Origin of the sequence: Phormidium tenue FACHB-1052, from assembly GCF_014696675.1 — a bacterium.
Taxonomy (GTDB): Bacteria; Cyanobacteriota; Cyanobacteriia; order Phormidesmidales; family Phormidesmidaceae; genus Nodosilinea; species Nodosilinea tenuis_A.
Map to the genome: position 1 here is coordinate 83,643 of NZ_JACJQN010000017.1, position 20,006 is coordinate 103,648.

A 20,006-nucleotide genomic window follows, 5' to 3' on the forward strand; every position below is an offset into this window, starting at 1 on the left:
TTAGTCAGGCGACCCACGTAATATGGCACGAACCCAGCAAATTAGGTTAATTTTTCGTCGGCCCATGGGATGGCCCTGAGGATCAGGCCTGGCGCGTTCTCCTGATCTAGAAATTTTGCCGCTGGGGAGGCCGCGTCGATACGCATGCCCCTAGGGCAGTCGCTTACTCCATTGGCTAAACCCTGGCAGGTTTACCGATTTGCCCTGCAATAGACGCACCATCAAGATGAGATTGGTCAGGGTATAGCCAGTAGTCACTAAGGTGTTGCTGATCAGCAGCCGCAGCGACAGCCCCGGTGCCAGATGGCTGCCAGCGCTGAGCAAACCGTAGGTTATAACCCAGGTGAAGGCCAGAGTAATCACCAGCCGACTGACTGCTAGCTCTTGGCGGCTACCCTGCTTTTGCCACAGGCTGTAGAGGGCGGGCACGACTCCAAAAATAGGCACCAGGTAGAGGCTCAATTTCAAGCGCTCAAGGGTTTCCCCCGAGGCGGGACTGGCTTTTTTCATAGGTACTGAGCCCTGGACAGAAGGGAGGGATTGTTGCAGGGTCTGTCCAGATTATGCCCCAAGCGACCAGCACACGCGTACCTGCCTGGGGCAGAGCGAGTGCTTTGACTGGGTCGCAACCATGGGGATATTGACGCTGGGGCTGCGATCGCATCAACCTCTGCCTAACTGCCCTGGGTACTGGGCAGGTCTGCCGGTGCGATCGCCCTCAGACCATCCTCCTCGCCAGGCAGAATGGATGATTTGAGGCTGCACGGTAGGTCGTTGGTCAGCTAGAAAGCTAGCCCGTGCAGAACCTTCAGCCTTCCCACTATGGCCCTAAAGCGCCTTGCCAATGAATGTGCGATGGCGGGGGCTGTTAAAGGTGACCGTAGGCCGCTCAAACCCAGCGGCCTCAAAGGCTGCCTCCATATCTAGAGTGAAGTAGTCATCCAGATAGGGCTCAGTGCTTTTGAGCAGGGTGAAGACAAAGGGCGGCAGCTTTTGAATGGCCTCAGAGCGGGGGTTCATATCCATAATCGCCAGGTGGCCGCCGGGGCGCAACAGCCGGCGCGCCTCCTGCATCACGGCTTTGGTTGCCGACTGCGGTAGCTCGTGGCAGACCAGGCAGATCGAAACCAGATCATAGGCGGCAGCGGGGAGCCCAGTTGCTTCGCCTGCCCCGTGGTGCCAGGTGATCGGCGTTGTCGTCGAGGTAACCTTCCCGGTTACCTGCCGCTCGTGCTGCCGATACTGGGCCACGGCGAGAAAGTAAGGCGATAAATCTACCCCGGTCAGGCGGGCCTGGGGAAAGGTGGTCTGAAACGCTTCGGTGCTCATGCCCACGCCGCAGCCGATATCGACAACGGCCTCTGGGGCCTGGGGCAGTTGGGCAATTAGGACATCGTGGTAGCTCTGGCGAAGGCGATCGTCGCCCGCCGCCCCGGCCTCGGGCCAAATTTTGGCATGCACCGCCTGGGCCGCTACCTCGACTTCCATGGCGGGTTGCCAGCCCAGGTTGCCTTCGTCGTAGGCGTGAAAGCTGGTGGTGTAGTAGCTGGGGTAGACGAGGTGAGGATTTTGGATCGACTCCAAATCGGCCTGCCAGAGGGGCGACAGTTCCCCGGTTTCAACCGTCGATGGCCCAGCCTCGGCATCCCCAACCCCGGTACGACGGCTCCGCAATGCCTGCACCCGTTCTCGCCAGGGCACGCCGATGGTCTCGGCCCGCGTCACCATCATGTGGCGGGCGCGACCCTTGGCAAAGTTCCACAGGGGCTTAACGGCGAGCACCTGATTGACCACGCTAGAGAGCAGGTTAGGGGCAGAGGTAGCAGTCATAGCAGCCGCAGTGTCAGAACAGCCCCCATTTTAGAAGGTGAGGGGTAGCTGAATCCACCGGATCTAGCGCAGCTAGAATCCGGCTTGAAGCAGGGCATCCCAGATTTGGTGAGCCATCTCTAACTTGGTGCAGGGGGAAATGGTGAGCTGATCGCCGGTTTTAGTTAGCAGGACGGCCTGGTTGCGATCGCCCCCAAACCCACTCCCGGCCACATCGACGGGGTTCGCCACGATCGCATCTAACCCCTTGCGCTGTAGCTTATCCAGCGCTGGGGAAACAATATCGCCGGTCTGGGCCGCAAAGCCAATCAGCCGCTGGTGGGGCGATCGCTTTTGGGACAGATCAGCCACGATGTCGGGCACCTGGGTCAGAGGCAGTGCCTCGGGTAGATCGGCCTTGGCAAGCTTGGTGGATGCCTGGGTTGCCGGTTTCACATCGGCCACCGCTGCCGCCATCACAATCCAGTCGGCCTGGGGTAGGTTGGTCAGCATCGCCCGGTGCATTTCTTCAGCCGTGGTGATGCTTATGGTTTGAATGCCGCCTAGGCGGGCTTTGAGGGATTCATCCATTGGCCCATGAACGAGGGTGACGGTAGCACCACGGTGAAGGGCAGCCTGGGCCAACGCCACCCCCATTTTGCCGCTAGCGGGGTTGCCAATAAAGCGCACGGGGTCCAAAAACTCGCGCGTGCTGCCGGTACTGATCAGCAGGTGCTTGCCACTCAGGTCGCGCCGTCCGCCGCTGTGCAGCAGCGAGTGAATGTGGGTGAGAATGTCTTCAGGCTCGGCCATGCGCCCGGTGCCAATGCGATCGCAGGCCAATATCCCACTGCCTGGCTCAAGGCTGTGGTAGCGCGGATCCTGAAGTAGCTGATGCCAGTTGCGCTGCACTGCCTGCTGCTGCCACATGTCGGTATTCATCGCTGGAGCCAGCAGCACTGGGCAGGTCGAGGCCAGCACGGTATTCGTTAGCAAGTTATCGGCCAAGCCGTAGGCCAGCTTACCCAAAGTGTTGGCGCTCAGGGGTGCAATCACCAGCAGCTCAGCCCATTCGCCCAGCTCAATGTGCAGTGGCCGTCCCTGGGTTGCCTGCCAAAAATTTTCGTCAGTGTAAGCGGGGTGCCGAGCCAGCGTTGCCACCGTCAGGGGCGGAATGAAGGCCTGCCCTTGCTGGGTCAGCACAACACGCACCGCCAGGCCTGCCTTGGCTAGCGACGAAATCACCGAGCAGATCTTGTAGGCAGCAATACCGCCGCTAATGCCGATCAGCACTCGGCGAGGAGCGTCCACGGCTGTAGAACTACTTGCCATCCCAAACCCGACGCCAGTCATCTCGATTTTAAGAACGACACCTCTGCTGGGGCAAACAACCGTTTGCCCCTATGGAGTGGGGGAATCTAGGCAGGATTTAGCCGCCAATGGTCTACGACTCATCGTAGGCTTCGAGGTCGAGCAAATAGACGTAGGATTCAACTAGCTCGGGTCGCTGAAAGGCGATCGCTCGAAGTAGGTGCCAGTCTTGCAGCCCCTCAAAGGCATTCTCGTAGGCATCGGTCTCTAGGCGAGTAGCCAGCTCAGCCACCGTGTCCGGTGTCATATCTGAGACGGTTTGCGGTGAAACGTGTAGGCTCAGCATAGTCTTTTCCCCCTTGGTGACGTTTGCCTCAGAGCCGCGCGGGTGCAGCCAGGGTCAATTCACTCTCCCTTTAGGATAAAGGTTTGGTTAGGGATTCCCGCTGGCCTGCCGCAAATCTTCGCAAAACCCGGCAATTAGACCCATTACCTGGGGTGGAATTTCATGCCCCATGGCCATTTCCTGCCAGGTCACGGGTTGGCCGAGGGCGGTGAGGGCCGCGCTAGCCTGCTGGGCCTTGGCGATCGGCACTACTGGATCAAAGGTGCCGTGTACCATCATCACCGGCCGAGGGCTCACTGGAGCTTGGGCGGCGCTGTGCAGGTAGCCGCTGAGAATAATCTGCCCGGCTAGAGGCAGCTGCGACCCCACGTCTAGCGCCATTGCGCCCCCTTGGGAAAACCCGGCCAAGATGGTGCGCTCTAGGGGGATTTGGGTGGTTTGAGGCAGCACTGACAGCCAGATTTTGAGCCGCTCTCGACTGGTCTTTAAATCAGATTGCGTCTCAAAATCGTAGGGACGACGAAAATCATAGCCGTTAGGGAAGCTGTACCACATGCGGCCCCCTGGAGCCTGGGGATGGGGCCAGGGCGCATCGGGAAAGACCATTGAGAAGTTGGCTATCTCTAAATAGGGGGCTAACCCGATCAGATCGGCGGCATTGGCCCCCCAGCCGTGGAGAGCCACCAGGCACCAGTCAGCGGTGCCATCGGTGGGGCCATAGGTCAGGGCCTGAAGCGGTTGGTCTGTGGGCAGCATAGATTTCCTTAGAGCTAGCGATCGCGCAGACGAGCCTCTAGCCGAGCCCGTTTGACAGGGGTAAGAGCAGCATAGCAGTGGGGGCAGCTAATGCCCGCCTCGTAATGGGATGAGGCTTTTTCCGTCGCGCTTACCGGATGGCCACAGCCTAAGCAGAGCTCGTATTCACTGGGCTGCAGACGGTGGTCAACGGCCACCCGTTCGTCAAACACAAAGCAGTCGCCCTGCCACAGGCTGTCAGCCGTCGGTATTGTTTTGAGGTAGTTGAGAATGCCGCCCTGGAGGTGATAGACCTGCTCGAAACCCTGGTCTAGCAGGTAGGCGGTAGCTTTTTCGCAGCGAATGCCGCCCGTGCAGAACATTGCTACTTTTTTGTGCTGAGCTGGGTCGAGGTGGGTGTCTACATAATTTGGTAGTTCTCTAAAAGAGTGGGTTTGGGGATTCACCGCGCCCTTAAAGGTGCCCAGCTCGACCTCAAAGTTGTTGCGAGCATCAATCACCATCACCTCAGGATCGGCAATGAGCTGGTTCCAATCTCGTGGCTCGACATAGGTGCCGACCTTCTGCTGAGCAGGGTTGACTTCGGGATGTCCTAAAGTGACGATTTCCCGCTTAAGCTTTACCTTCATACGCTCGAAGGGCGCGTCTGCCGTGGTGGATTCTTGATGAGGGAAGGGGCCAATTTCGGGATGTGAGCGGAGCCAGTTTAGCAGGGCATCAATGCTGGGGCGATCGCCCGCTACGGTGGCGTTCAGTCCTTCTGAAGCCAGCAAAATTGTGCCCCGCAGCCCCCAGCTCTGACATAGCTCTAAAAGCTCCCGACGCAGCGCCGCTGGTTCACTCAGGGTGACAAATTTGTAGAAGGTGGCGATCGCCCAATTCATGGCCTAACAACGCTACAAAGTTTCAATTATAGGCGGTGGGCCTGGTACACCTCGACGGCGGCTCTGTGCAGCAGCGAGTGGCGAAAGATCAGGTCATCCATGGATTGGCCGTAGCCGCCGCCGATGACGCAGGCGACAGGATAGCCCGCTTGCACACAGCTATCGAGTACGAAGCGATCGCGCCGATAAATCCCGGTGTTGGTCAGCGCCAGCTTACCCAGCAGGTCGTCTTTGTGGGGGTCGGCCCCAGCGTCGTAAAACACGAGGTCAGGTTGCACCTGGGCCAGCAAATCGGGAACGTGCCGCGCCAGGCAGTTTAGGTAGGCATCATCTTCCATGCCCAAGGCTAAGGGCACATCTAAATCGCTGCTCTGTTTGCGGGCCGGAAAGTTCTCCTGGCAGTGCATGGAAAAGGTGAAAACGCTGGCGTCGTCGCGGAAGATCCAGGCGGTGCCGTCGCCCTGATGCACATCTAGATCGAGGATCAGCACGCGACTGACGCGGCCCTGGGCTTGCAGCACGCGGGTGGCGATCGCCAGATCATTAAAAATGCAAAACCCCGAGCCGTAGTCGGGAAAGGCGTGGTGGGTGCCCCCCGCCGTATTGCAGGCCAGCCCGTGCTCCAAAGCCAGCTTGGCGGTGAGAATGGTGCCCCCTACTGCCGTGCAGGTGCGCTTAACCAGGGCGGCGCTCCAGGGCAAGCCAATGCGCCGTTGGGCTTTGGCATCCAGCGTGCCCTGGCGGTAGGCGTTGACGTAGTTTGGATGGTGGACAAACTCCAGCCAGGTCTGAGGCGGCTCGCCGGGCTGGTAGATTTGGTTGGGGGTGATGATGCCGTCGTGCAGCAGGCGATCGCGCAGCAGCCGAAACTTGGGCATCGGAAAGCGATGCCCGTCGGGCAGAGGAGCCACATAGTCAGAGTGATAGATAACCGGAAGCTGACTCAAAGCCCCAAAGCAAACAATGCTTACATTAAGGACGACAGCGATCGCCGCTGCCGCATATCTAGAGCATGGGCCACACTGCCCTCAGTCCAATCGAGGGGCAGGTCAGCCTCGGGGGGCACCACCGCCGGAGTGGCAGTTGGCAATGGCGCAACTTTAGGAGCCGAAGGCTGGGGCGATTCCCCTCGAGGGAGGTCGCGCCAACGCCCTGGCTGAGGCACCGCTTTGAACTGCGGCACAGTACCAGCCCTAGGTCGCGCTGGTACCGATGCTGAGTGCGGCTCAACCATGGGGGTTTCTACCAGTCTAACCCCGGGGGCTACGACCCCATCACGCTGGGGCAAGTAGGGGGCCAAACGCTTGGGGTGGGGTGGCTGCACCGGCGTAGACGCTTTAGCGATCGGGCGCGGACGGGCTTTTTTGCGCTTGGTGGCCCGAGCTGAGACCTTGATTTGCTGGGTGAGCACAAAGGAGCCGAAGGCACATAGTCCCACCAGGCTCAGCAGGCCCCAAAGGGCAACCCCAGGCTGGGGCGAAGCTTCTTGCCCAAGCGCAATATCTGGGGCAGGGGCAGCATCGTCGGCTGGAACTGACAAAACCGTTAGGGGCGCTTCGGGAGCGACATCTTCGATGGGCTCGTTGAACATGAGGCCGTGGTAGGCGATCGCAGACACGCACACCAGGGTCAACCAGAGCCCGCCCAGCAAAAATAAGGGCCGGTAGGTTAGCAGTCTTGACCAAAACAGCCCCGACGTGACAGCAGGGTCGCGGGCTTCAGAAAAGGGTTGGGGAGAATGGGGCGAAGGCTGTCCAGAAAAATGCTGTGCCATAGGTTACCTGGTGGCCATCGGTGCACAAAACTCAGCGTTGCCGGTGCACCCTTACGGCCAATTGTAGGTGCTCTTGCCAGTCGGCGCTAGGGTTTGGGTGAGCTTGGCATCATGCTATTGCCATAGCCTGCCCACCCCAGGCGGTTTTCTAGCGCAGCACCATGGTCGGCACATAGTCTTGGGGATCTTGGGCGACCCAGCCTGCGGTGGAGTTAAGCCGCACCTCAAAGAACAGGAACGCGTCGTCGCCGCCCTCAGGGGTGGCGATCGCCCCGAGGCGATCGCCCTGGCGCACCGTCTGTCCAGCCCGCACGTTCAGCGCTGCCAAATTGGCGTAGCGGGTTTGCAGTCCTTGGGCATGGTTGATGACCACCAGATTGCCGTAGGTGGCATCGGTACCGGCAAAGGCTACGGTGCCGGCCCCTACGGCCAGGGCCGGGGTGCTGGCGGCGCTAGCCAGGGCGACCCCAGTGTTAAACACCAGCTTGCCCTGGGCTGAGTCTGGCTGCCAGCCGTAGTTGACGATTACCTGCGATCGCTGGGGCAGCGGATATCCCTGAAGTGGCGTAGCTGGGGCGGCGGTGGCCGCTGTGGTCGCCACCCCAGGGAACCAGTTCACCCCCGGCAGAAAAATGGTGGCCGGTATGGTGCTGACGCAGCCGTTTACCTCAAACAGCACATCGGGTCGGCTGTTGTAGGCCCGGGCGACCTGCTGCCAGGTCTGGCCCGGGGCAACGCTGACCCGAATGCCATTGAAGGGCGGAATCAGCAGCTCTTGCCCAGGCCTGACAGTCCCCTCCTGAACGGCAGGATTGAGCCCCATAATCGTGGCTGGCAACAGGCTGTAGCGTTGGGCAATGACGGCCAGCGTTTCACCCTGGGCCACCCGGTGACGGGTTAAGCGCGATAGGGCGGGTTGGGAGCAAGCGGCAGAGCCGGTCTGGGCGATCGCCTCCGGTGCTGTTAGCCCTCCGAACGGCAGGGCAACGGCCAGCCCCACCAGTACCGCGAGGCGTTTGAATGGCCTCAGCTGGTTGGCAGTGTCTAACCGGCAGGTGGCCGAAGGTTTCAGCAAATCGTAAAACACCATGAAAAGCAAATGTGGCGAGGTAGTCAACGTTGATTTTGGTTCTACAGGTGAACCCGACCATCCTTGAGGGGTACAGCCTCTATAATAGGCAGGACAGCCCCGGTTGTTCAGGGGGCATACCTGGGTTTTCTAGCCGCAGGTAACCCCATCCGGAAATTATTTGCTCCGTAGAATATTCGGTAGAGTAGAGCCAGACAGTCAAATTATCGTCAGCGTTACGTGATTTTGAGTTGGCTCGCAGCCGCCGCAAGGCCAGTTCGTCGTACCCGGTAAGACACACCAGGCACAGTAGCAGAGGGCATTCAGCATGGACTCGTTACCAAAGCAGTTTTCTCAGCAGCTCGCGTTGGTGGCAGTCGCTTTGGCCGTAGGTGGTGGTGCGGGTTGGGCCGGTCACTACTACGTCAGCCAGGCGAGTTTGGCTACAGCACAGCAGGCCGCAGCTGAGACTCCCCCAGCGGTCAAGACATCGTTGACGACCGTGGCCCAGGCCGCCCCCAACCCCCGAGTCGCCGACCCGATGGGGGACAACCAAAACTTTATTGCCCTGGCGGTAGAGCAGGTGGGGCCAGCAGTCGTGCGCATTGACGCCGAGCGCACCGTGCCCGAAATTTCTCCCGATGCTTTCAACAACCCCTTCTTTCGCCGCTTCTTTGACGAGCAAGAAATGCCCCCGCCCGAGCTGCCCGATCGCCTAGAGCAGGGGACTGGGTCAGGGTTCATTCTTAGCGCTAATGGCCAGATTTTGACTAATGCCCACGTGGTTGAGGGAGCCAAAACGGTGCAGGTCACCCTGCGCGACGGGCGTGACTTTGAAGGAAAGGTGGTTGGAGTTGACTCGGTAACCGACGTAGCTGTGGTCAAAATTGAAGCCGCCGACCTGCCTACCGTGCAGATTGGCAGCACCCAAGACCTGGCTCCGGGGCAGTGGGCGATCGCCATTGGCAACCCCCTTGGCCTCGACAACACCGTCACCGCTGGCATCATCAGTGCCCTGGGGCGCAGCAGCAACCAGGTGGGCATTCCCGATAAGCGGGTGCAGTTTATTCAAACCGATGCCGCCATTAACCCCGGCAACTCCGGCGGCCCCCTGCTCAATGACCGGGGCGAAGTGATCGGCATGAACACCGCTATTCGCGCCAACGCCCAGGGTTTAGGGTTTGCCATTCCCATCGAAACCGCCAAACGCATCGCCGATCAGCTCTTCACCAACGGGGAAGTGCTGCACCCCTTCCTCGGCATTCAAATGGTCGAACTCTCCGCCGAGATGGTCGATCGCCTCAACGAAGAAGAGCAGCTCAATCTTAAAATCGACAACGACGATGAGCCCGGCGTTCTCATTGTCGGGGTGCTGCCCGACAGCCCGGCCCAAGCCGCAGGTTTGAAGATCGGGGACGTCATCTGCGCCATTGAGGGCGACCCAGTCGATAGCCCGCCAGACGTGCAGGCTCGGGTAGAAGCGACCGAAATTGGCGGCACCCTCAAGCTCGACATTCACCGCGATGGCCGCGACCAAACCATTGATGTCAAACCCGCAGCTATGCCCCCCGACTTGCGCTAGTCAGTGGGAGCTTTGAGTTTTGAGTTGGTGGAGGGCGCAAATTCAAACCTTAAAATTCAAACTTCAAAACTTTCCCCCTACACCCTCACTCCCTACCCTCGCCCCGGTACGCAAAATCTGCCCGGCTAGCACCGCGCTGCCAAAGCCATTGTCAATGTTGACCACGCCAATGCCCGCTGCACAGGAGTTAAGCATGGTGAGCAGGGCCGAGAGGCCATTAAAGCTGGCTCCGTAGCCAATGCTGGTGGGCACTGCGATGATGGGGCAATCGGCTAGGCCCGCCACGACGCTAGGCAGTGCGCCCTCCATGCCCGCTACTACAATCAGCACATCCATGTCACGGATCAAGTGGCGGTGGCGCAGCAGGCGGTGTAGCCCGGCTACTCCGACATCCCACAGGCGCTTGACCATAAACCCGCTCAGTTCGGCGGTAACAGCAGCCTCTTCGGCCACAGGCAGGTCGGCAGTTCCTGCCGTCAGCACGCCAATGGTACCGGGGTGTTGGGCTGCCCAACCCAAGGGCACTAGGGCGCAGATGCGGGCCATGTCGTAGTACCGCGCTGCCGGAATTTGCTGCTGCACCTGGGCAAAAACCTCAGGTTCGATGCGGGTAGCCATGACCACTGGGTTGTGCTGATGCAGGCTGCGCATGATCTGCACAATTTGGTGGGGGGTTTTGCCTGGCCCCCAGATCACTTCTGGAAAGCCGGTGCGCAGGGTGCGGTGGTGGTCGACCTTAGCAAAGTCGTCAACCGGCTCAAAGTCGAGGTACTTGAGCCGGTCAAAGGCGGCATCGGGGCTGAGCTGCCCCTGGGAAACGGCGTTGAGTAGATGGCGCAGGGCGTCGGGCTGGGTCACGGAGGCAGCGGGGAAAGGTAAAGGGCAAAGGCCAGAAGGCTCTGGAAAGATCAGCCTAGACCATGGCGCTAAAAAAGGGGAGCGAAAAATGTCACAGGGTTGTCATACCTCGGCTACCTCGGTGACATACCAGGCCCCTACATTATTAATTAATCGTTCACTCCTCAACACCCCAAGCGCCGGAGCTACTAGCTCCGGCGCTTTTTTGCGCGATCGCATCCGGAAAGGGGCAGGGCACTCTGTAATAACTGATCAGGCCGTGAAACAATCTGCCGCCACCAGCACTGGTGGCGGCGGAGCACCCTCAAGCGGGGCGGCAGCTGTACTTAACCCTAGTTTTAATTCCTATGAAACGGCATCTATATGCGATCGCCCTTACCGGCCTTGGCTTGGCCGCTCTGATTCAGCCCGCCAATGCTCGCCCCGAAATTGCCAGCGGTGACCAGCTACTCGACACCGATGTGGCAGGCTGCCTGACGCGGGCCGACCAGCTGATTGACAGCTTGGGGGTCGAGTCTGACCAGGGCAGCATCGATCGCACGGGTTATTTCGAGGATGGCTCTTTTCGAGTTCTCTGCTATGGAGCTGGAGACACCAATAGTCTGGCGATCGTGTTTGCCACCCACGACCAGTCAGCAGAGATAGCCTCCAACTTTATTCAAATGATGCTGGGTGAACTGTCGCAGGGCGAAGCGCTATCGCAACAGTAGGTTGCACATGATAAAAAATAGCCGATCGCTAAGCAGAGGCAGAGCAATCGGCTGTTTTTTGGCAACCCCCTATGCTGCTGCAATTGGGGATCTCGGGGTGGGCGAACTGCCCTTTGCCCCTACTCGGAAACTTTGGCGGCCTTGAGCATGTGGTAGGTAATTAGCAGCTGGGTCAGGGCCAGGGGATAGCTTTGCAGCGTTTCGCCCGTGGTGCCCACCACTTTGCCAATGTCGGTGTTGCCTTCAATGCTGCAAAACTTGCCCAGGTAGGGGACTTCGCTGCATAGGGTACGCTCTAGCTCTTGCACGGGTTTTTCAGTAGCGTGGCCGTCGATTTCGAGCACGTCTACGGGCTTGCCCATGTCGCGATCGAGGCCCATGCGCACCGCGTCGCTTAGAGAGCCACCGTTTTTATCTTCTAGCAGGTGGGTAAAGTCGGGGTGGGGAATGGTGGGCCGCATCACCAGACGCACGTTGAGCAGCAGTTCGTCGCCGCTGCTGTTGCCATCTGGGGGGTAAAAGCTAACTACCACATCGGCCCACTGCCGCTGGGGACGAATGAACGCTTCGGAGTCCTCTTCACGGGCTTTAATCTGCTCAATCACCTCTTCGGGGGTATAGCCGCGCTTGCGGGTGTCGCGCTTGATTTTCCAATTGGCGCGCAGATCTTCGGGCGGGGCCAGATAGACTTTAACGTCGTAGGCATCGCGACAGGCACGGGTCGAGTAACCGAGCAAGCCTTCGACGATGACAAAGCGCTTAGGCTCAATGTATTCGGGGGCGTCAAACTCGCCGCTCGTGTGGTTGTAGATAGGCTTGAGAATGGGCTGCCCAGTGCGCAGCAGTGCTAGGTGCTGCTGAATGATATCGATGTAGTTGCAGTCGGGGTGCAGGGCCGAAATGCCCATTTCTTTGCGCTGTTTGCGATCGTAGCGGTGGTAGTCGTCCGTGCAGATGATGGTAACGTCGTCTTCGCCTAAAATCTGCGCAATGCCCCGCGACAGAGTGGTTTTACCCGCCGCGCTGTCACCCACAATGCCGAGGATTATCGGACGACTCATAGATTTCTCCAGGGTTTTGCAACCAGTAGTTAATTTCCCCATTGTAGGAACCAGCGGGATCATCACCAAATATTTATTGCTCTGTGTAATGGCCTCAGAACAATTGGGCGATCGCCCCTGCGGCAATTCATAGCCCAACTAAGCTTTCAATCGTCTGGAATTTGTAAGAATAGAATGGTGTCGCTGGCCGCTTTTTGGGGGCCACTATTTAGCCCTGCGAGTCTAAGTCTATGCCTGCCCTTGACCCCGCTGCCAGTCTTAATGCCCCCGTCGCGTCACCCGCTCTGCCTGAGCTGCTGGCCCCAGCTGGCAACTGGGACTGTGCCAAAGCTGCGGTCGAAAACGGGGCCGATGCCATTTACTTTGGCCTCGATCGCTTCAACGCCCGCATGCGAGCCGAGAACTTTACCGAGGCCGATCTACCCGACCTGATGGCCTTTCTCCATCGGCGTGGGGTGAAGGGCTACGTTACGCTGAATACGCTGGTATTTCCCTCAGAGCTAGCAGAGGCCGCGCAATATCTCAAAACGATGATTGTGGCTGGGGTCGATGCGGTTATTGTGCAGGATATTGGAATTTGTCGGCTCATTCGTCATCTTTCGCCCGATTTTCCCATCCACGGCTCAACGCAGATGACGGTGACCAGTGTCGCTGGGGTTGAGTTTGCCCGCGATCTCGGCTGTCAGCTGGTGGTGCTGGCGCGGGAGTGCTCGATTAAAGACCTTGCCAAAATTCAGGCGCAGATGGGCGATCGCAACATCGCCCTCCCCCTAGAGGTCTTCGTCCATGGCGCACTGTGTGTGGCCTACTCGGGCCAGTGCCTCACCAGCGAAGCCCTGGGCGGCAGATCGGCCAATCGAGGCGAATGTGCCCAGGCCTGCCGCATGCCCTACGAGCTCATAGCCGATGGGGAACGGGTAGATTTGGGCGATCGCGCTTACCTACTCAGCCCCCAAGACCTCTCTGGCCTCGATGTCTTGCCCGATCTGGTGCAAACCGGCGTTAGCTGCCTCAAAATTGAAGGCCGACTCAAAGCGTCTGAATACGTCGCCAACGTCACCCGCGTCTACCGCCAAGCCCTCGATCGCCTGGCTGTCGCCGCATCTAACCTATCCTCCCCATCTCCCCATCTCCCTACTCCTCCATCATCGGAGGAACGCTACCAGCTCGAAATGGCCTTCTCCCGTGGCCTCTACACCGGCTGGTTCGAGGGCATCGATAACCAAACCCTCGTCCACGCTCGCTTTGGCAAAAAGCGCGGAGTGTATCTAGGTGACATCACCCGCATCACCGACGATGCTGTGTTTCTGAAAGCCCAGGCTCCGATCAAGGCGGGTGACGGCGTAGTGTTTGACGACGGCCACCCTGCCGAAAAGGAGCAGGGTGGCCGCATTTATCAGGTGGATCAGGTCGGTTCAGAAACTCGGCTCATGTTTGGCCGCGACGCGCTCAATCTGCGCCGCATCCACCCCGGCGACAAGCTTTGGAAAACCAGCGATCCGGCCCTGGATAAAGAGCTTCAGCAGACCTACAGCGGCGATCGCCCCAAATTCACGCGACCCATCACTATTGAGGTGCATGGCGCGGTGGGGCAGGAACTGGTGGCGATCGCTCGCGACAGTCAGGGTCACATTGCCCAGACAACTTCCACTATGGCCTTGGTAGAAGCTCATTCAAAGCCGCTGACGGGCGATCGCCTAGAGCAGCAGTTAGGCCGTCTGGGCAACACCCCATTCCATCTCAAATACCTGAGCAATCATCTCCAGGGGAATGTGATGATCCCCGTCAGCGAGCTAAACCGGCTGCGGCGAGAGCTGGTGGAAGGGTTAGAGGAGCTGCGCTCACGCCCCAACCCTTGGCACCTCAATGTCGACGCCGCCTTACAAGACATTCTGCCGACCCCCAAGACGCCCCCCAGCGAGAATCTAGCTTCCCCATCTCTCCACCCCTCCATCTCCCCATCCCTAACTGTCCTCGTTCGCACTCGCCCCCAACTCGCCGCTGCTACCGAGGCCGGCATTGAAACCGTCTACTGCGAGTTCGAGAACCCCGCCACCTACCGCGATGCTGTGGATTGGTTCCGATCCCATCGAGTTAGCGAGTCCCAGACCATTTGGGTAGCTCCGCCCCGTATTACCAAGCCGCTAGAAACCTATATTCTTGATCAGGTAAAGCGGTCTGAAGCTGACGGCTACCTGGTGCGCAACTATGACCACCTGGCCTATTTTGCCGACCAGCGCTGTGTAGGGGATTTTTCGCTAAACGTGGCCAACGCGCTTACAGCAGACTATCTGCTGAGCCGCTATGGGCTAAAGCGAGTGACGGCCTCCTACGATCTCAATGCTGACCAGCTAGTAGAGTTGCTGGGATCGGCCCCCTCGTCGTGGTTTGAGATTACCCTGCACCAGCACATGCCCATGTTTCACATGGAGCACTGCGTCTTCTGCGCCTTTCTCTCCGATGGCAAAGACTTTCGCGACTGCGGCCGCCCCTGTGAGAGTCAGCAGGTCAAACTGCGCGACCGGGTTGGCACCGAGCACCTTCTGCTGGCCGACGCGGGCTGCCGCAATACGGTGTTCAACGGCGTCGCCCAGACCGGAGCCGAGTACGCCCAGCGACTCATGCAGGCGGGAGCGCGGCACTTTCGGCTGGAGTTTTTGGATGAAAGCCCGGAGCAGGTGGAGAGGGCGATCGCTCAATATCGTCAGCTTTTGAGAGGAGACATCAGCGGTAGCCAGCTTTGGCGTACCCTACACCTGCAGAGTAAGCTCGGGGTTACCCGTGGTCCCTTAGACTCTAAAACCAGCTCAGCCCGAGGCTAGTGGCCAAGGCTAATGCGACAGAAAGCTGATGTCCTGGGTGTGAGGTTCTTTGCGGCTGTTTAGAACTGGCCACCGCGGGTAGGCGTTCGATTAGCCTGCCGTGTCGCCCGCCCAGTTTGGATAAAATGCAGGGCATACTGACCCTAACCCGTAGTTCTCTGTAGGCAGCATGGCGATTAAACCTATTCAGTACGAAACGCTGCTCTCGGTCTGTACCGACCACGAAGGGGCTTTGGAGTTGCTCAAGCACCATCGTCCCTACCTCGAGGCCGTGCCCAGCATGCGACGCCCTGATGAGAGTGTAATTACGCTGCCGCTGCCGAACGTGCGCGTCCGTGACGGGGTACACCTCAATCCCCACAGCCAGAGCATCGCCCCCGGTTCGGTGGTGACGCTGCCCTGCGATGTTGCCCTGCTGATGTGCGATCCCGAGTGGAAGATCAAGACCGGGGTTGAGATTTTTGTCTACATTCACCGCCCCCAAGAGGACTTCTCAGACTTGCTGATGCGCTGGCGGCACACGCAGATTTTGGTCGATCGCGGCTATGAGTGGCTGCTGCCCCAGCGCTATGAGCACCTGCTTAGCGACGGCACCGACAAGACCCTTCCCCTGTTTGTGGTGTTTCCTGAAACGCCAGGGCACATTCTTCAAGGTCTGCGGGGAGCCGGTTTGCCTACCGTGCTACTCTCCTCTGACGTTGAGGCTGAACTGGTTGGGGAAGATCCCAGCACCCTCGACATTGGCGACATTCCCGAGCTAAACGACATCGACACCAGCGCCCTAGAATCCCCCGATGAGTAAGCGCTGGGCTTTCTTTCAGTCTCCGGTGTGGGCTTGGGGACGCTGGGTTTTGCTGGGGTTTTTGGCCCTGCGGGTGGTGTTTTGGCTGACAGCCTTCCCTAATCCCGACGAAGCTTACTACTGGTTGTGGGGGCAACGACCGAGCTTTTCGTACTACGACCACCCGCCTTTTCACGCCTGGGTACAGGGGGTATTTGCCTCAGGGCTAGGGCGCTCTGCGGTTGTTCTGCGCCTGCCTAACCTAGTCAGCAGCGGAGTGTTAGGATTCACGGTCTTCCACATCTGTCGCTATCTCTATGGCGACCAAGCCAGGGATCGCTTCTGGCTAGTCATCCTGCTGGGGTTGTCGTCACCCTTGTTTTTTTGGTATTTGGGGCTGGCCTGGCACGACCACTGGCTGGTGACCTGGGCGGTGGTCAGCAGCTTTCTATTTGTCCGCTACGTGGATAGCGTAGTTGAGAATCCCAGCCAAGGCAGCGGGCGGGATCTCTACGGTGCCGCCATTTTTCTCGGCCTGGCAGGGTTGTGTAAGTACAACGCAGTCTTTGTAGGGCTGGGGTTTCTAGCGATGATTTTGGCGGATAGGCGACGCTGGCAAGTGCTGCGCGATCGCCGTCTCTACCTGGCCCTGGGCCTACTCTTGCTGGTGCTCTCGCCGATTTTGATTTGGAATGTTCAGCACGACTTCTTTTCGTTTCGGTTTTACCGCGATCGCACCGCCGGAGGTGGGCTTAACCTCAACTTGCTTCAGCCCGTGGTGTTTTTGGCCCTGTGTGGTCTGATTCTCGGCCCCATTCAGTCCTGGAGCATTATTCGACTGCTCAGGCAGCGGGGGAAGACGGCTATGGCTCGCGCCTCCTGCTATCCGGCCTTGGCGATTTGGATTTTTGGTCTTTCCACTGCGGCTTTTACAGCTCTGTCCACCGTATCCGTTGCGCTGTTTTATTGGAATATCTTGGCTTACCCGCTACTGTTCCCACTGCTGAGCGATCAGTTTTATCGGCCCCAGTGGTCAAAGCCAGTGCGGGCTGGGCAGTTGGCGATCGCCCAAGGTTTGGGCCTATTCGCCGCCACAGCCCTAGTCGCCTACTACACCGTCATCCCCTTGGGAACGTTCTTTGGCTCAGTGGATCCCGATGGTGCCGCGCTCTACGGCTGGCCCCAGGTTGCCCAAGCCGTAACGACCCAGGCTGACGATCTCGACGATCCCCTACTGCTCACCACTGACTATCGCTCGGCCTCGGCCTTGGCCTATGCTCTCAACAACCCGGACGTGCTAGCTATCTCAGGTCGGCTCGATCAGTTTGACTTTTGGTACAACGCTCCCGATCTAGAGGGACGCGACGCTGTGCTACTGGGCGAAACCTGGCACCCGATTTGCCCCACCCATTTGGCCATGTTCGATCGCGTAGACCCGCCAGCAACTTTAGAAGTGCGTCGGTTTGGCCAGGTGCTGCAAACCTATGAAATGGTACGGGGCTATGGCTTTAGGGCTGGGCCAGAGGGCTATCCCCTGACCCCAGACTATCCTCTGGCGTTTACCAGCAACGGAGAACAGTGCCTCCCAGAGTAGACAGAATCCATCCCCCAATCTTGCTCCCTGCATTTGTCCAAAAACATTTAGGTAAATCTCCCGTAACCCCTTCCCTGGGCCAATCGCAGCCTCTGCTTACCCCATCGCCGTCACAATCAGCTAGAATGGGGAAGCTCAAGCCCTCGGGTTTGGGCTCCTTTAGCAGCAATGTTTTGGGAGGTGGGTCGAGGCCCACTTTTTTATTGGCATTCTTTTGCGGGTTAAATGGTACATCCCCTTATTCCCCAAGTGCTTGAGCTGGTGGCCCCTGTTGCCCAAGAGCTAGGGCTAGAAGTGGTTGAAGCGGTTTTTCACACCAACCAGTCTCCTCCCGTGCTACGCATCGACGTGCGCAGTCTAGAAAATGAAGACACTGGCCTGGATGACTGCGAAAAAATGAGCCAGGCCCTCGAAGCCGTACTCGATACCAGCGACATCATTCCCGATGCCTACGTTCTGGAAGTGTCAAGCCCAGGAGTCTCTGCTGCCCTCGAAAGCGATCGCGACTTTGTGGTGTTTAAGGGGTTCATGGTCGAAGTCGCCTTAACTGAGTCGCACAAGGGCAAAAAACAGTGGGTGGGCCAGCTAGTGCGCCGCGACGATGAGACCGTGGTGCTCAGCCAAAAAGGAAAATCCATTTCCCTGCCTCGCAACCTGGTGCAGACGGTGGAGTTGAGTGACCAAAGCCCCGACTAGGGAGCACACGCGCTGCGTTTAGGTTTTGCGATCGTCACAGATTTGTTACTTAAAAGATTTGTTGTCCTGAGGTGAGTGGTTATGTCGTTAGTAAGTTTGCCCAAGCTGCAGGAGATGATCGATGTCATTAGCCACGAGCGCAACCTGCCCAAGCACGCGGTTGAAAATGCCCTGAGAGAGGCGCTGCTGAAGGGCTACGAGCGCTACCGCCGCACCCGCGAAATCGACACCCACTTCGACGAAGAATACTTCGATAACTTCGACATTGAGCTAGATGTTGACGACTACGACGACCAAGGCTTCCGGGTGCTGGCCACCAAGACCATTGTTGACGAAGTCACTAGCCAAGACCACGAAATCTCCCTGTCAGAAGTGCGCGAAGTCGCTCCCGAGGCTCAAGCTGGTGACACCGTGGTGCTCGATGTCACCCCCGACCAGCGCGACTTTGGCCGCATGGCCGCCATTCAAACCAAGCAGGTGCTGGCCCAAAAGCTGCGCGACCAGCAGCGCAAGCTGGTTCAAGAAGAATTCCAAGACCTCGAAGGCAGTATTCTATCGGCGCGGGTGCTGCGGTTTGAGCGCCAGTCGGTGATCATGGCGGTCGTTAGCGGTGTGGGCCAGCCCGAGGTTGAGGCTGAGCTGCTCAAGCGCGATCAGCTCCCCAACGACAACTACCGGGCTAACGCCACCTTCCGCGTGGCGCTCAAAAAAGTCTCCGAAGGCTCTCACCGTGGCCCGCAGCTGCTGGTGTCGCGGGCCGACGCAGCGCTAGTGGTCGAGCTGTTTACCAACGAAGTGCCCGAGATTGAGGATGAAATTGTCCGCATTGTGGCCGTCGCGAGGGAGGCAAACCCCCCCTCGCGTTCCGTTGGCCCCCGCACCAAGATCGCTGTGGATACTCTTGAGCGAGATGTGGATCCAGTCGGTGCCTGTATTGGTGCCAGGGGATCGCGCATTCAGGTGGTGGTCAACGAGCTGCGGGGCGAAAAAATTGACGTCATTCGCTGGTCGCCTGACCCGGCCACCTACATCTCCAACGCTCTAAGCCCGGCCCGTGTGGATGAGGTGCGCCTAGTCAACCCCGACGATCGCCAAGCACACGTGCTGGTGCCCGAAGACCAGCTCAGTTTGGCGATCGGCAAAGAGGGCCAAAACGTTCGCCTAGCGGCCCGTCTCACCGGCTGGAAGATCGACATCAAAGACTCGGGCAAGTATGACTATGATGATGAGGATCGCAAGATTGCCGAAATAGCGGCGGCTCGCGAAGAGGCCGCTCGCGAAGCCGCAGAGCTGGCAGCGGAGGAAGCTGAGGCAGCAGAATGGAAAGCGAAGGCGGCGGCAGAACGGGCAGCGGCTGAGGCTAGAGCAGCGGGCCTAGAGGTCGATGAAGCACCTTTTGAGGAGGATGAATTAGAAGCTGCACCTCTCGCCGATGCTGAATATGACGCCAATCCAGAGTCCGCTGCTGAAGAGCCCGACTTTGAAGAAGCTGAGGCGGCTGAACTAGCCACCGATTTTGAAGAGGAAGAACCCCTGGCAGACGAGAGCCCAGTGGCGATCGCAGAGGAGGAATAAATTCTGGAGAAAGCTTCCATGCAACCCAACTATCGGCGCTGTGTTAGCTGTCGGCGGGTTGGGCCCAAGGCCGATTTTTGGCGCGTGGTGCGGGTTTATCCCGATCGCTCGGTGCGGCTCAGCGACGGCATGGGGCGATCGGCCTACCTTTGCCCTCAGGCCGACTGTCTGCGCCAGGCGCAGAAAAAAAGTCGACTGGGGCGGGCTCTAAAAGCCAACGTGCCAGAGGAAATTTACCAAAACCTTTGGAACCAGCTAGAGAGCAAAATGGCTGATTCCATCGCGACATAACCGTTTGTGCCTGGCTACTAAGCTTGAGTCAAGAGGATTAAAGGGGAAATGTGCCATCAGGAGGCTTAACCAAAAATTTTTGCAACT

The 20,006-nt window shown here is 58.8% G+C and carries 19 protein-coding genes and 1 pseudogene; 9 read left to right on the forward strand and 11 right to left on the reverse strand.

Translation table 11 applies throughout. From position 1 onward, the window contains the following. Nucleotides 1-150: 150 nt before the first annotated feature. Nucleotides 151-510 (reverse strand): hypothetical protein, encoded by a 360-nt coding sequence (locus H6G07_RS20765; protein WP_073610192.1) that lies wholly within the window; start codon nucleotides 508-510, stop codon nucleotides 151-153. A 121-nt stretch (nucleotides 511-631) separates the two neighbouring features. Here H6G07_RS20765 and H6G07_RS26745 point away from each other — a divergent pair, with 121 nt between their 5' ends. Further along, on the forward strand, nucleotides 632-757 hold the full coding sequence (locus H6G07_RS26745) for a hypothetical protein (protein ID WP_277882094.1): 126 nt from the start codon (nucleotides 632-634) through the stop codon (nucleotides 755-757). Between the two features lie 71 nt (nucleotides 758-828). On the opposite strand, the gene H6G07_RS20770 is transcribed toward H6G07_RS26745, so the two are convergent. The 8 genes from H6G07_RS20770 to H6G07_RS20805 all read right to left on the reverse strand — a co-directional run bounded on the left by H6G07_RS20770 (nucleotide 829) and on the right by H6G07_RS20805 (nucleotide 7,970). Next, nucleotides 829-1,830 carry a class I SAM-dependent methyltransferase gene (locus H6G07_RS20770; protein WP_073610191.1) on the reverse strand — a complete coding sequence of 334 codons (1,002 nt, stop codon included), beginning with the start codon at nucleotides 1,828-1,830 and terminating at the stop codon, nucleotides 829-831. Between the two features lie 72 nt (nucleotides 1,831-1,902). Continuing rightward, complete coding sequence (gene coaBC, locus H6G07_RS20775) at nucleotides 1,903-3,120, reverse strand: bifunctional phosphopantothenoylcysteine decarboxylase/phosphopantothenate--cysteine ligase CoaBC (protein WP_338420721.1); 1,218 nt, start codon at nucleotides 3,118-3,120, stop codon at nucleotides 1,903-1,905. A gap of 133 nt (nucleotides 3,121-3,253) precedes the next feature. After that, nucleotides 3,254-3,466 carry a protein IsiD gene (gene isiD / locus H6G07_RS20780; protein ID WP_073610190.1) on the reverse strand — a complete coding sequence of 71 codons (213 nt, stop codon included), beginning with the start codon at nucleotides 3,464-3,466 and terminating at the stop codon, nucleotides 3,254-3,256. A gap of 87 nt (nucleotides 3,467-3,553) precedes the next feature. Then, nucleotides 3,554-4,222 carry an alpha/beta hydrolase gene (locus H6G07_RS20785; RefSeq protein ID WP_073610189.1) on the reverse strand — a complete coding sequence of 223 codons (669 nt, stop codon included), beginning with the start codon at nucleotides 4,220-4,222 and terminating at the stop codon, nucleotides 3,554-3,556. Between the two features lie 14 nt (nucleotides 4,223-4,236). Then, nucleotides 4,237-5,106: an oxygen-dependent tRNA uridine(34) hydroxylase TrhO gene (gene trhO, locus H6G07_RS20790; protein WP_073610188.1), complete on the reverse strand. Its 870-nt coding sequence runs from the start codon at nucleotides 5,104-5,106 to the stop codon at nucleotides 4,237-4,239. Nucleotides 5,107-5,132: 26 nt separating this feature from the next. Beyond that, entirely contained in the window at nucleotides 5,133-6,053 is a 921-nt protein-coding gene (locus H6G07_RS20795) for a histone deacetylase family protein (protein ID WP_073610187.1), read from the reverse strand. Nucleotides 6,054-6,073: 20 nt separating this feature from the next. Then, the gene (locus H6G07_RS20800) at nucleotides 6,074-6,880 is read right to left on the reverse strand and encodes a hypothetical protein (protein ID WP_073610186.1); all 807 of its coding nucleotides are present in this window, start codon (nucleotides 6,878-6,880) and stop codon (nucleotides 6,074-6,076) included. A gap of 148 nt (nucleotides 6,881-7,028) precedes the next feature. Next, entirely contained in the window at nucleotides 7,029-7,970 is a 942-nt protein-coding gene (locus H6G07_RS20805) for a M23 family metallopeptidase (RefSeq protein WP_084173444.1), read from the reverse strand. Nucleotides 7,971-8,277: 307 nt separating this feature from the next. Here H6G07_RS20805 and H6G07_RS20810 point away from each other — a divergent pair, with 307 nt between their 5' ends. After that, entirely contained in the window at nucleotides 8,278-9,531 is a 1,254-nt protein-coding gene (locus tag H6G07_RS20810) for an HhoA/HhoB/HtrA family serine endopeptidase (protein WP_073610185.1), read from the forward strand. Nucleotides 9,532-9,594: 63 nt separating this feature from the next. On the opposite strand, the gene larB is transcribed toward H6G07_RS20810, so the two are convergent. Next, a complete protein-coding gene (larB, locus tag H6G07_RS20815; protein ID WP_073610184.1) occupies nucleotides 9,595-10,389 on the reverse strand; it encodes a nickel pincer cofactor biosynthesis protein LarB in 795 nt (264 codons plus the stop codon). Nucleotides 10,390-10,736: 347 nt separating this feature from the next. Between larB and H6G07_RS20820 the strand changes: the two genes are divergently transcribed. After that, entirely contained in the window at nucleotides 10,737-11,099 is a 363-nt protein-coding gene (locus H6G07_RS20820; RefSeq protein ID WP_073610183.1) for a hypothetical protein, read from the forward strand. A 119-nt stretch (nucleotides 11,100-11,218) separates the two neighbouring features. On the opposite strand, the gene H6G07_RS20825 is transcribed toward H6G07_RS20820, so the two are convergent. Continuing rightward, entirely contained in the window at nucleotides 11,219-12,160 is a 942-nt protein-coding gene (locus H6G07_RS20825) for a phosphoribulokinase (RefSeq protein ID WP_073610182.1), read from the reverse strand. Nucleotides 12,161-12,390: 230 nt separating this feature from the next. On the opposite strand from H6G07_RS20825, the gene H6G07_RS20830 reads away from it, so the two are divergent. The 6 genes and pseudogenes from H6G07_RS20830 to H6G07_RS20855 all read left to right on the forward strand — a co-directional run bounded on the left by H6G07_RS20830 (nucleotide 12,391) and on the right by H6G07_RS20855 (nucleotide 19,919). Further along, a complete protein-coding gene (locus H6G07_RS20830; protein WP_073610181.1) occupies nucleotides 12,391-14,982 on the forward strand; it encodes a U32 family peptidase in 2,592 nt (863 codons plus the stop codon). Between the two features lie 169 nt (nucleotides 14,983-15,151). After that, complete coding sequence (locus H6G07_RS20835) at nucleotides 15,152-15,784, forward strand: hypothetical protein (RefSeq protein ID WP_073610180.1); 633 nt, start codon at nucleotides 15,152-15,154, stop codon at nucleotides 15,782-15,784. Next, on the forward strand, nucleotides 15,777-17,357 hold the full coding sequence (locus H6G07_RS20840; RefSeq protein ID WP_073610179.1) for an ArnT family glycosyltransferase: 1,581 nt from the start codon (nucleotides 15,777-15,779) through the stop codon (nucleotides 17,355-17,357). The genes H6G07_RS20835 and H6G07_RS20840 overlap by 8 nt, the downstream gene beginning before the upstream one ends. Before the next feature lie 225 nt (nucleotides 17,358-17,582). Beyond that, on the forward strand, nucleotides 17,583-18,053 hold the full coding sequence (rimP, locus tag H6G07_RS20845; RefSeq protein WP_073610178.1) for a ribosome maturation factor RimP: 471 nt from the start codon (nucleotides 17,583-17,585) through the stop codon (nucleotides 18,051-18,053). Between the two features lie 81 nt (nucleotides 18,054-18,134). Next, a pseudogene (gene nusA, locus H6G07_RS20850) lies at nucleotides 18,135-19,373 on the forward strand (transcription termination factor NusA); the annotation flags it as partial. Between the two features lie 273 nt (nucleotides 19,374-19,646). Next, nucleotides 19,647-19,919 (forward strand): YlxR family protein, encoded by a 273-nt coding sequence (locus H6G07_RS20855; protein ID WP_073610176.1) that lies wholly within the window; start codon nucleotides 19,647-19,649, stop codon nucleotides 19,917-19,919. The last annotated feature ends 87 nt before the right edge of the window (nucleotides 19,920-20,006 follow it).

What these genes read in the sequence shown, in the direction of transcription:
- H6G07_RS20765 (WP_073610192.1), bottom strand. Translation starts at nt 510, where the DNA reads ATGAAAAAAGCCAGTCCCGCCTCGGGGGAAACCCTTGAGCGCTTGAAA.
- H6G07_RS26745 (WP_277882094.1), top strand. Translation starts at nt 632, where the DNA reads ATGGGGATATTGACGCTGGGGCTGCGATCGCATCAACCTCTGCCTAAC.
- H6G07_RS20770 (WP_073610191.1), bottom strand. Translation starts at nt 1,830, where the DNA reads ATGACTGCTACCTCTGCCCCTAACCTGCTCTCTAGCGTGGTCAATCAG.
- isiD (WP_073610190.1), bottom strand. Translation starts at nt 3,466, where the DNA reads ATGCTGAGCCTACACGTTTCACCGCAAACCGTCTCAGATATGACACCG.
- H6G07_RS20785 (WP_073610189.1), bottom strand. Translation starts at nt 4,222, where the DNA reads ATGCTGCCCACAGACCAACCGCTTCAGGCCCTGACCTATGGCCCCACC.
- trhO (WP_073610188.1), bottom strand. Translation starts at nt 5,106, where the DNA reads ATGAATTGGGCGATCGCCACCTTCTACAAATTTGTCACCCTGAGTGAA.
- H6G07_RS20800 (WP_073610186.1), bottom strand. Translation starts at nt 6,880, where the DNA reads ATGGCACAGCATTTTTCTGGACAGCCTTCGCCCCATTCTCCCCAACCC.
- H6G07_RS20805 (WP_084173444.1), bottom strand. Translation starts at nt 7,970, where the DNA reads ATGGTGTTTTACGATTTGCTGAAACCTTCGGCCACCTGCCGGTTAGAC.
- H6G07_RS20810 (WP_073610185.1), top strand. Translation starts at nt 8,278, where the DNA reads ATGGACTCGTTACCAAAGCAGTTTTCTCAGCAGCTCGCGTTGGTGGCA.
- H6G07_RS20820 (WP_073610183.1), top strand. Translation starts at nt 10,737, where the DNA reads ATGAAACGGCATCTATATGCGATCGCCCTTACCGGCCTTGGCTTGGCC.
- H6G07_RS20825 (WP_073610182.1), bottom strand. Translation starts at nt 12,160, where the DNA reads ATGAGTCGTCCGATAATCCTCGGCATTGTGGGTGACAGCGCGGCGGGT.
- H6G07_RS20830 (WP_073610181.1), top strand. Translation starts at nt 12,391, where the DNA reads ATGCCTGCCCTTGACCCCGCTGCCAGTCTTAATGCCCCCGTCGCGTCA.
- H6G07_RS20835 (WP_073610180.1), top strand. Translation starts at nt 15,152, where the DNA reads ATGGCGATTAAACCTATTCAGTACGAAACGCTGCTCTCGGTCTGTACC.
- H6G07_RS20840 (WP_073610179.1), top strand. Translation starts at nt 15,777, where the DNA reads ATGAGTAAGCGCTGGGCTTTCTTTCAGTCTCCGGTGTGGGCTTGGGGA.
- rimP (WP_073610178.1), top strand. Translation starts at nt 17,583, where the DNA reads ATGGTACATCCCCTTATTCCCCAAGTGCTTGAGCTGGTGGCCCCTGTT.
- H6G07_RS20855 (WP_073610176.1), top strand. Translation starts at nt 19,647, where the DNA reads ATGCAACCCAACTATCGGCGCTGTGTTAGCTGTCGGCGGGTTGGGCCC.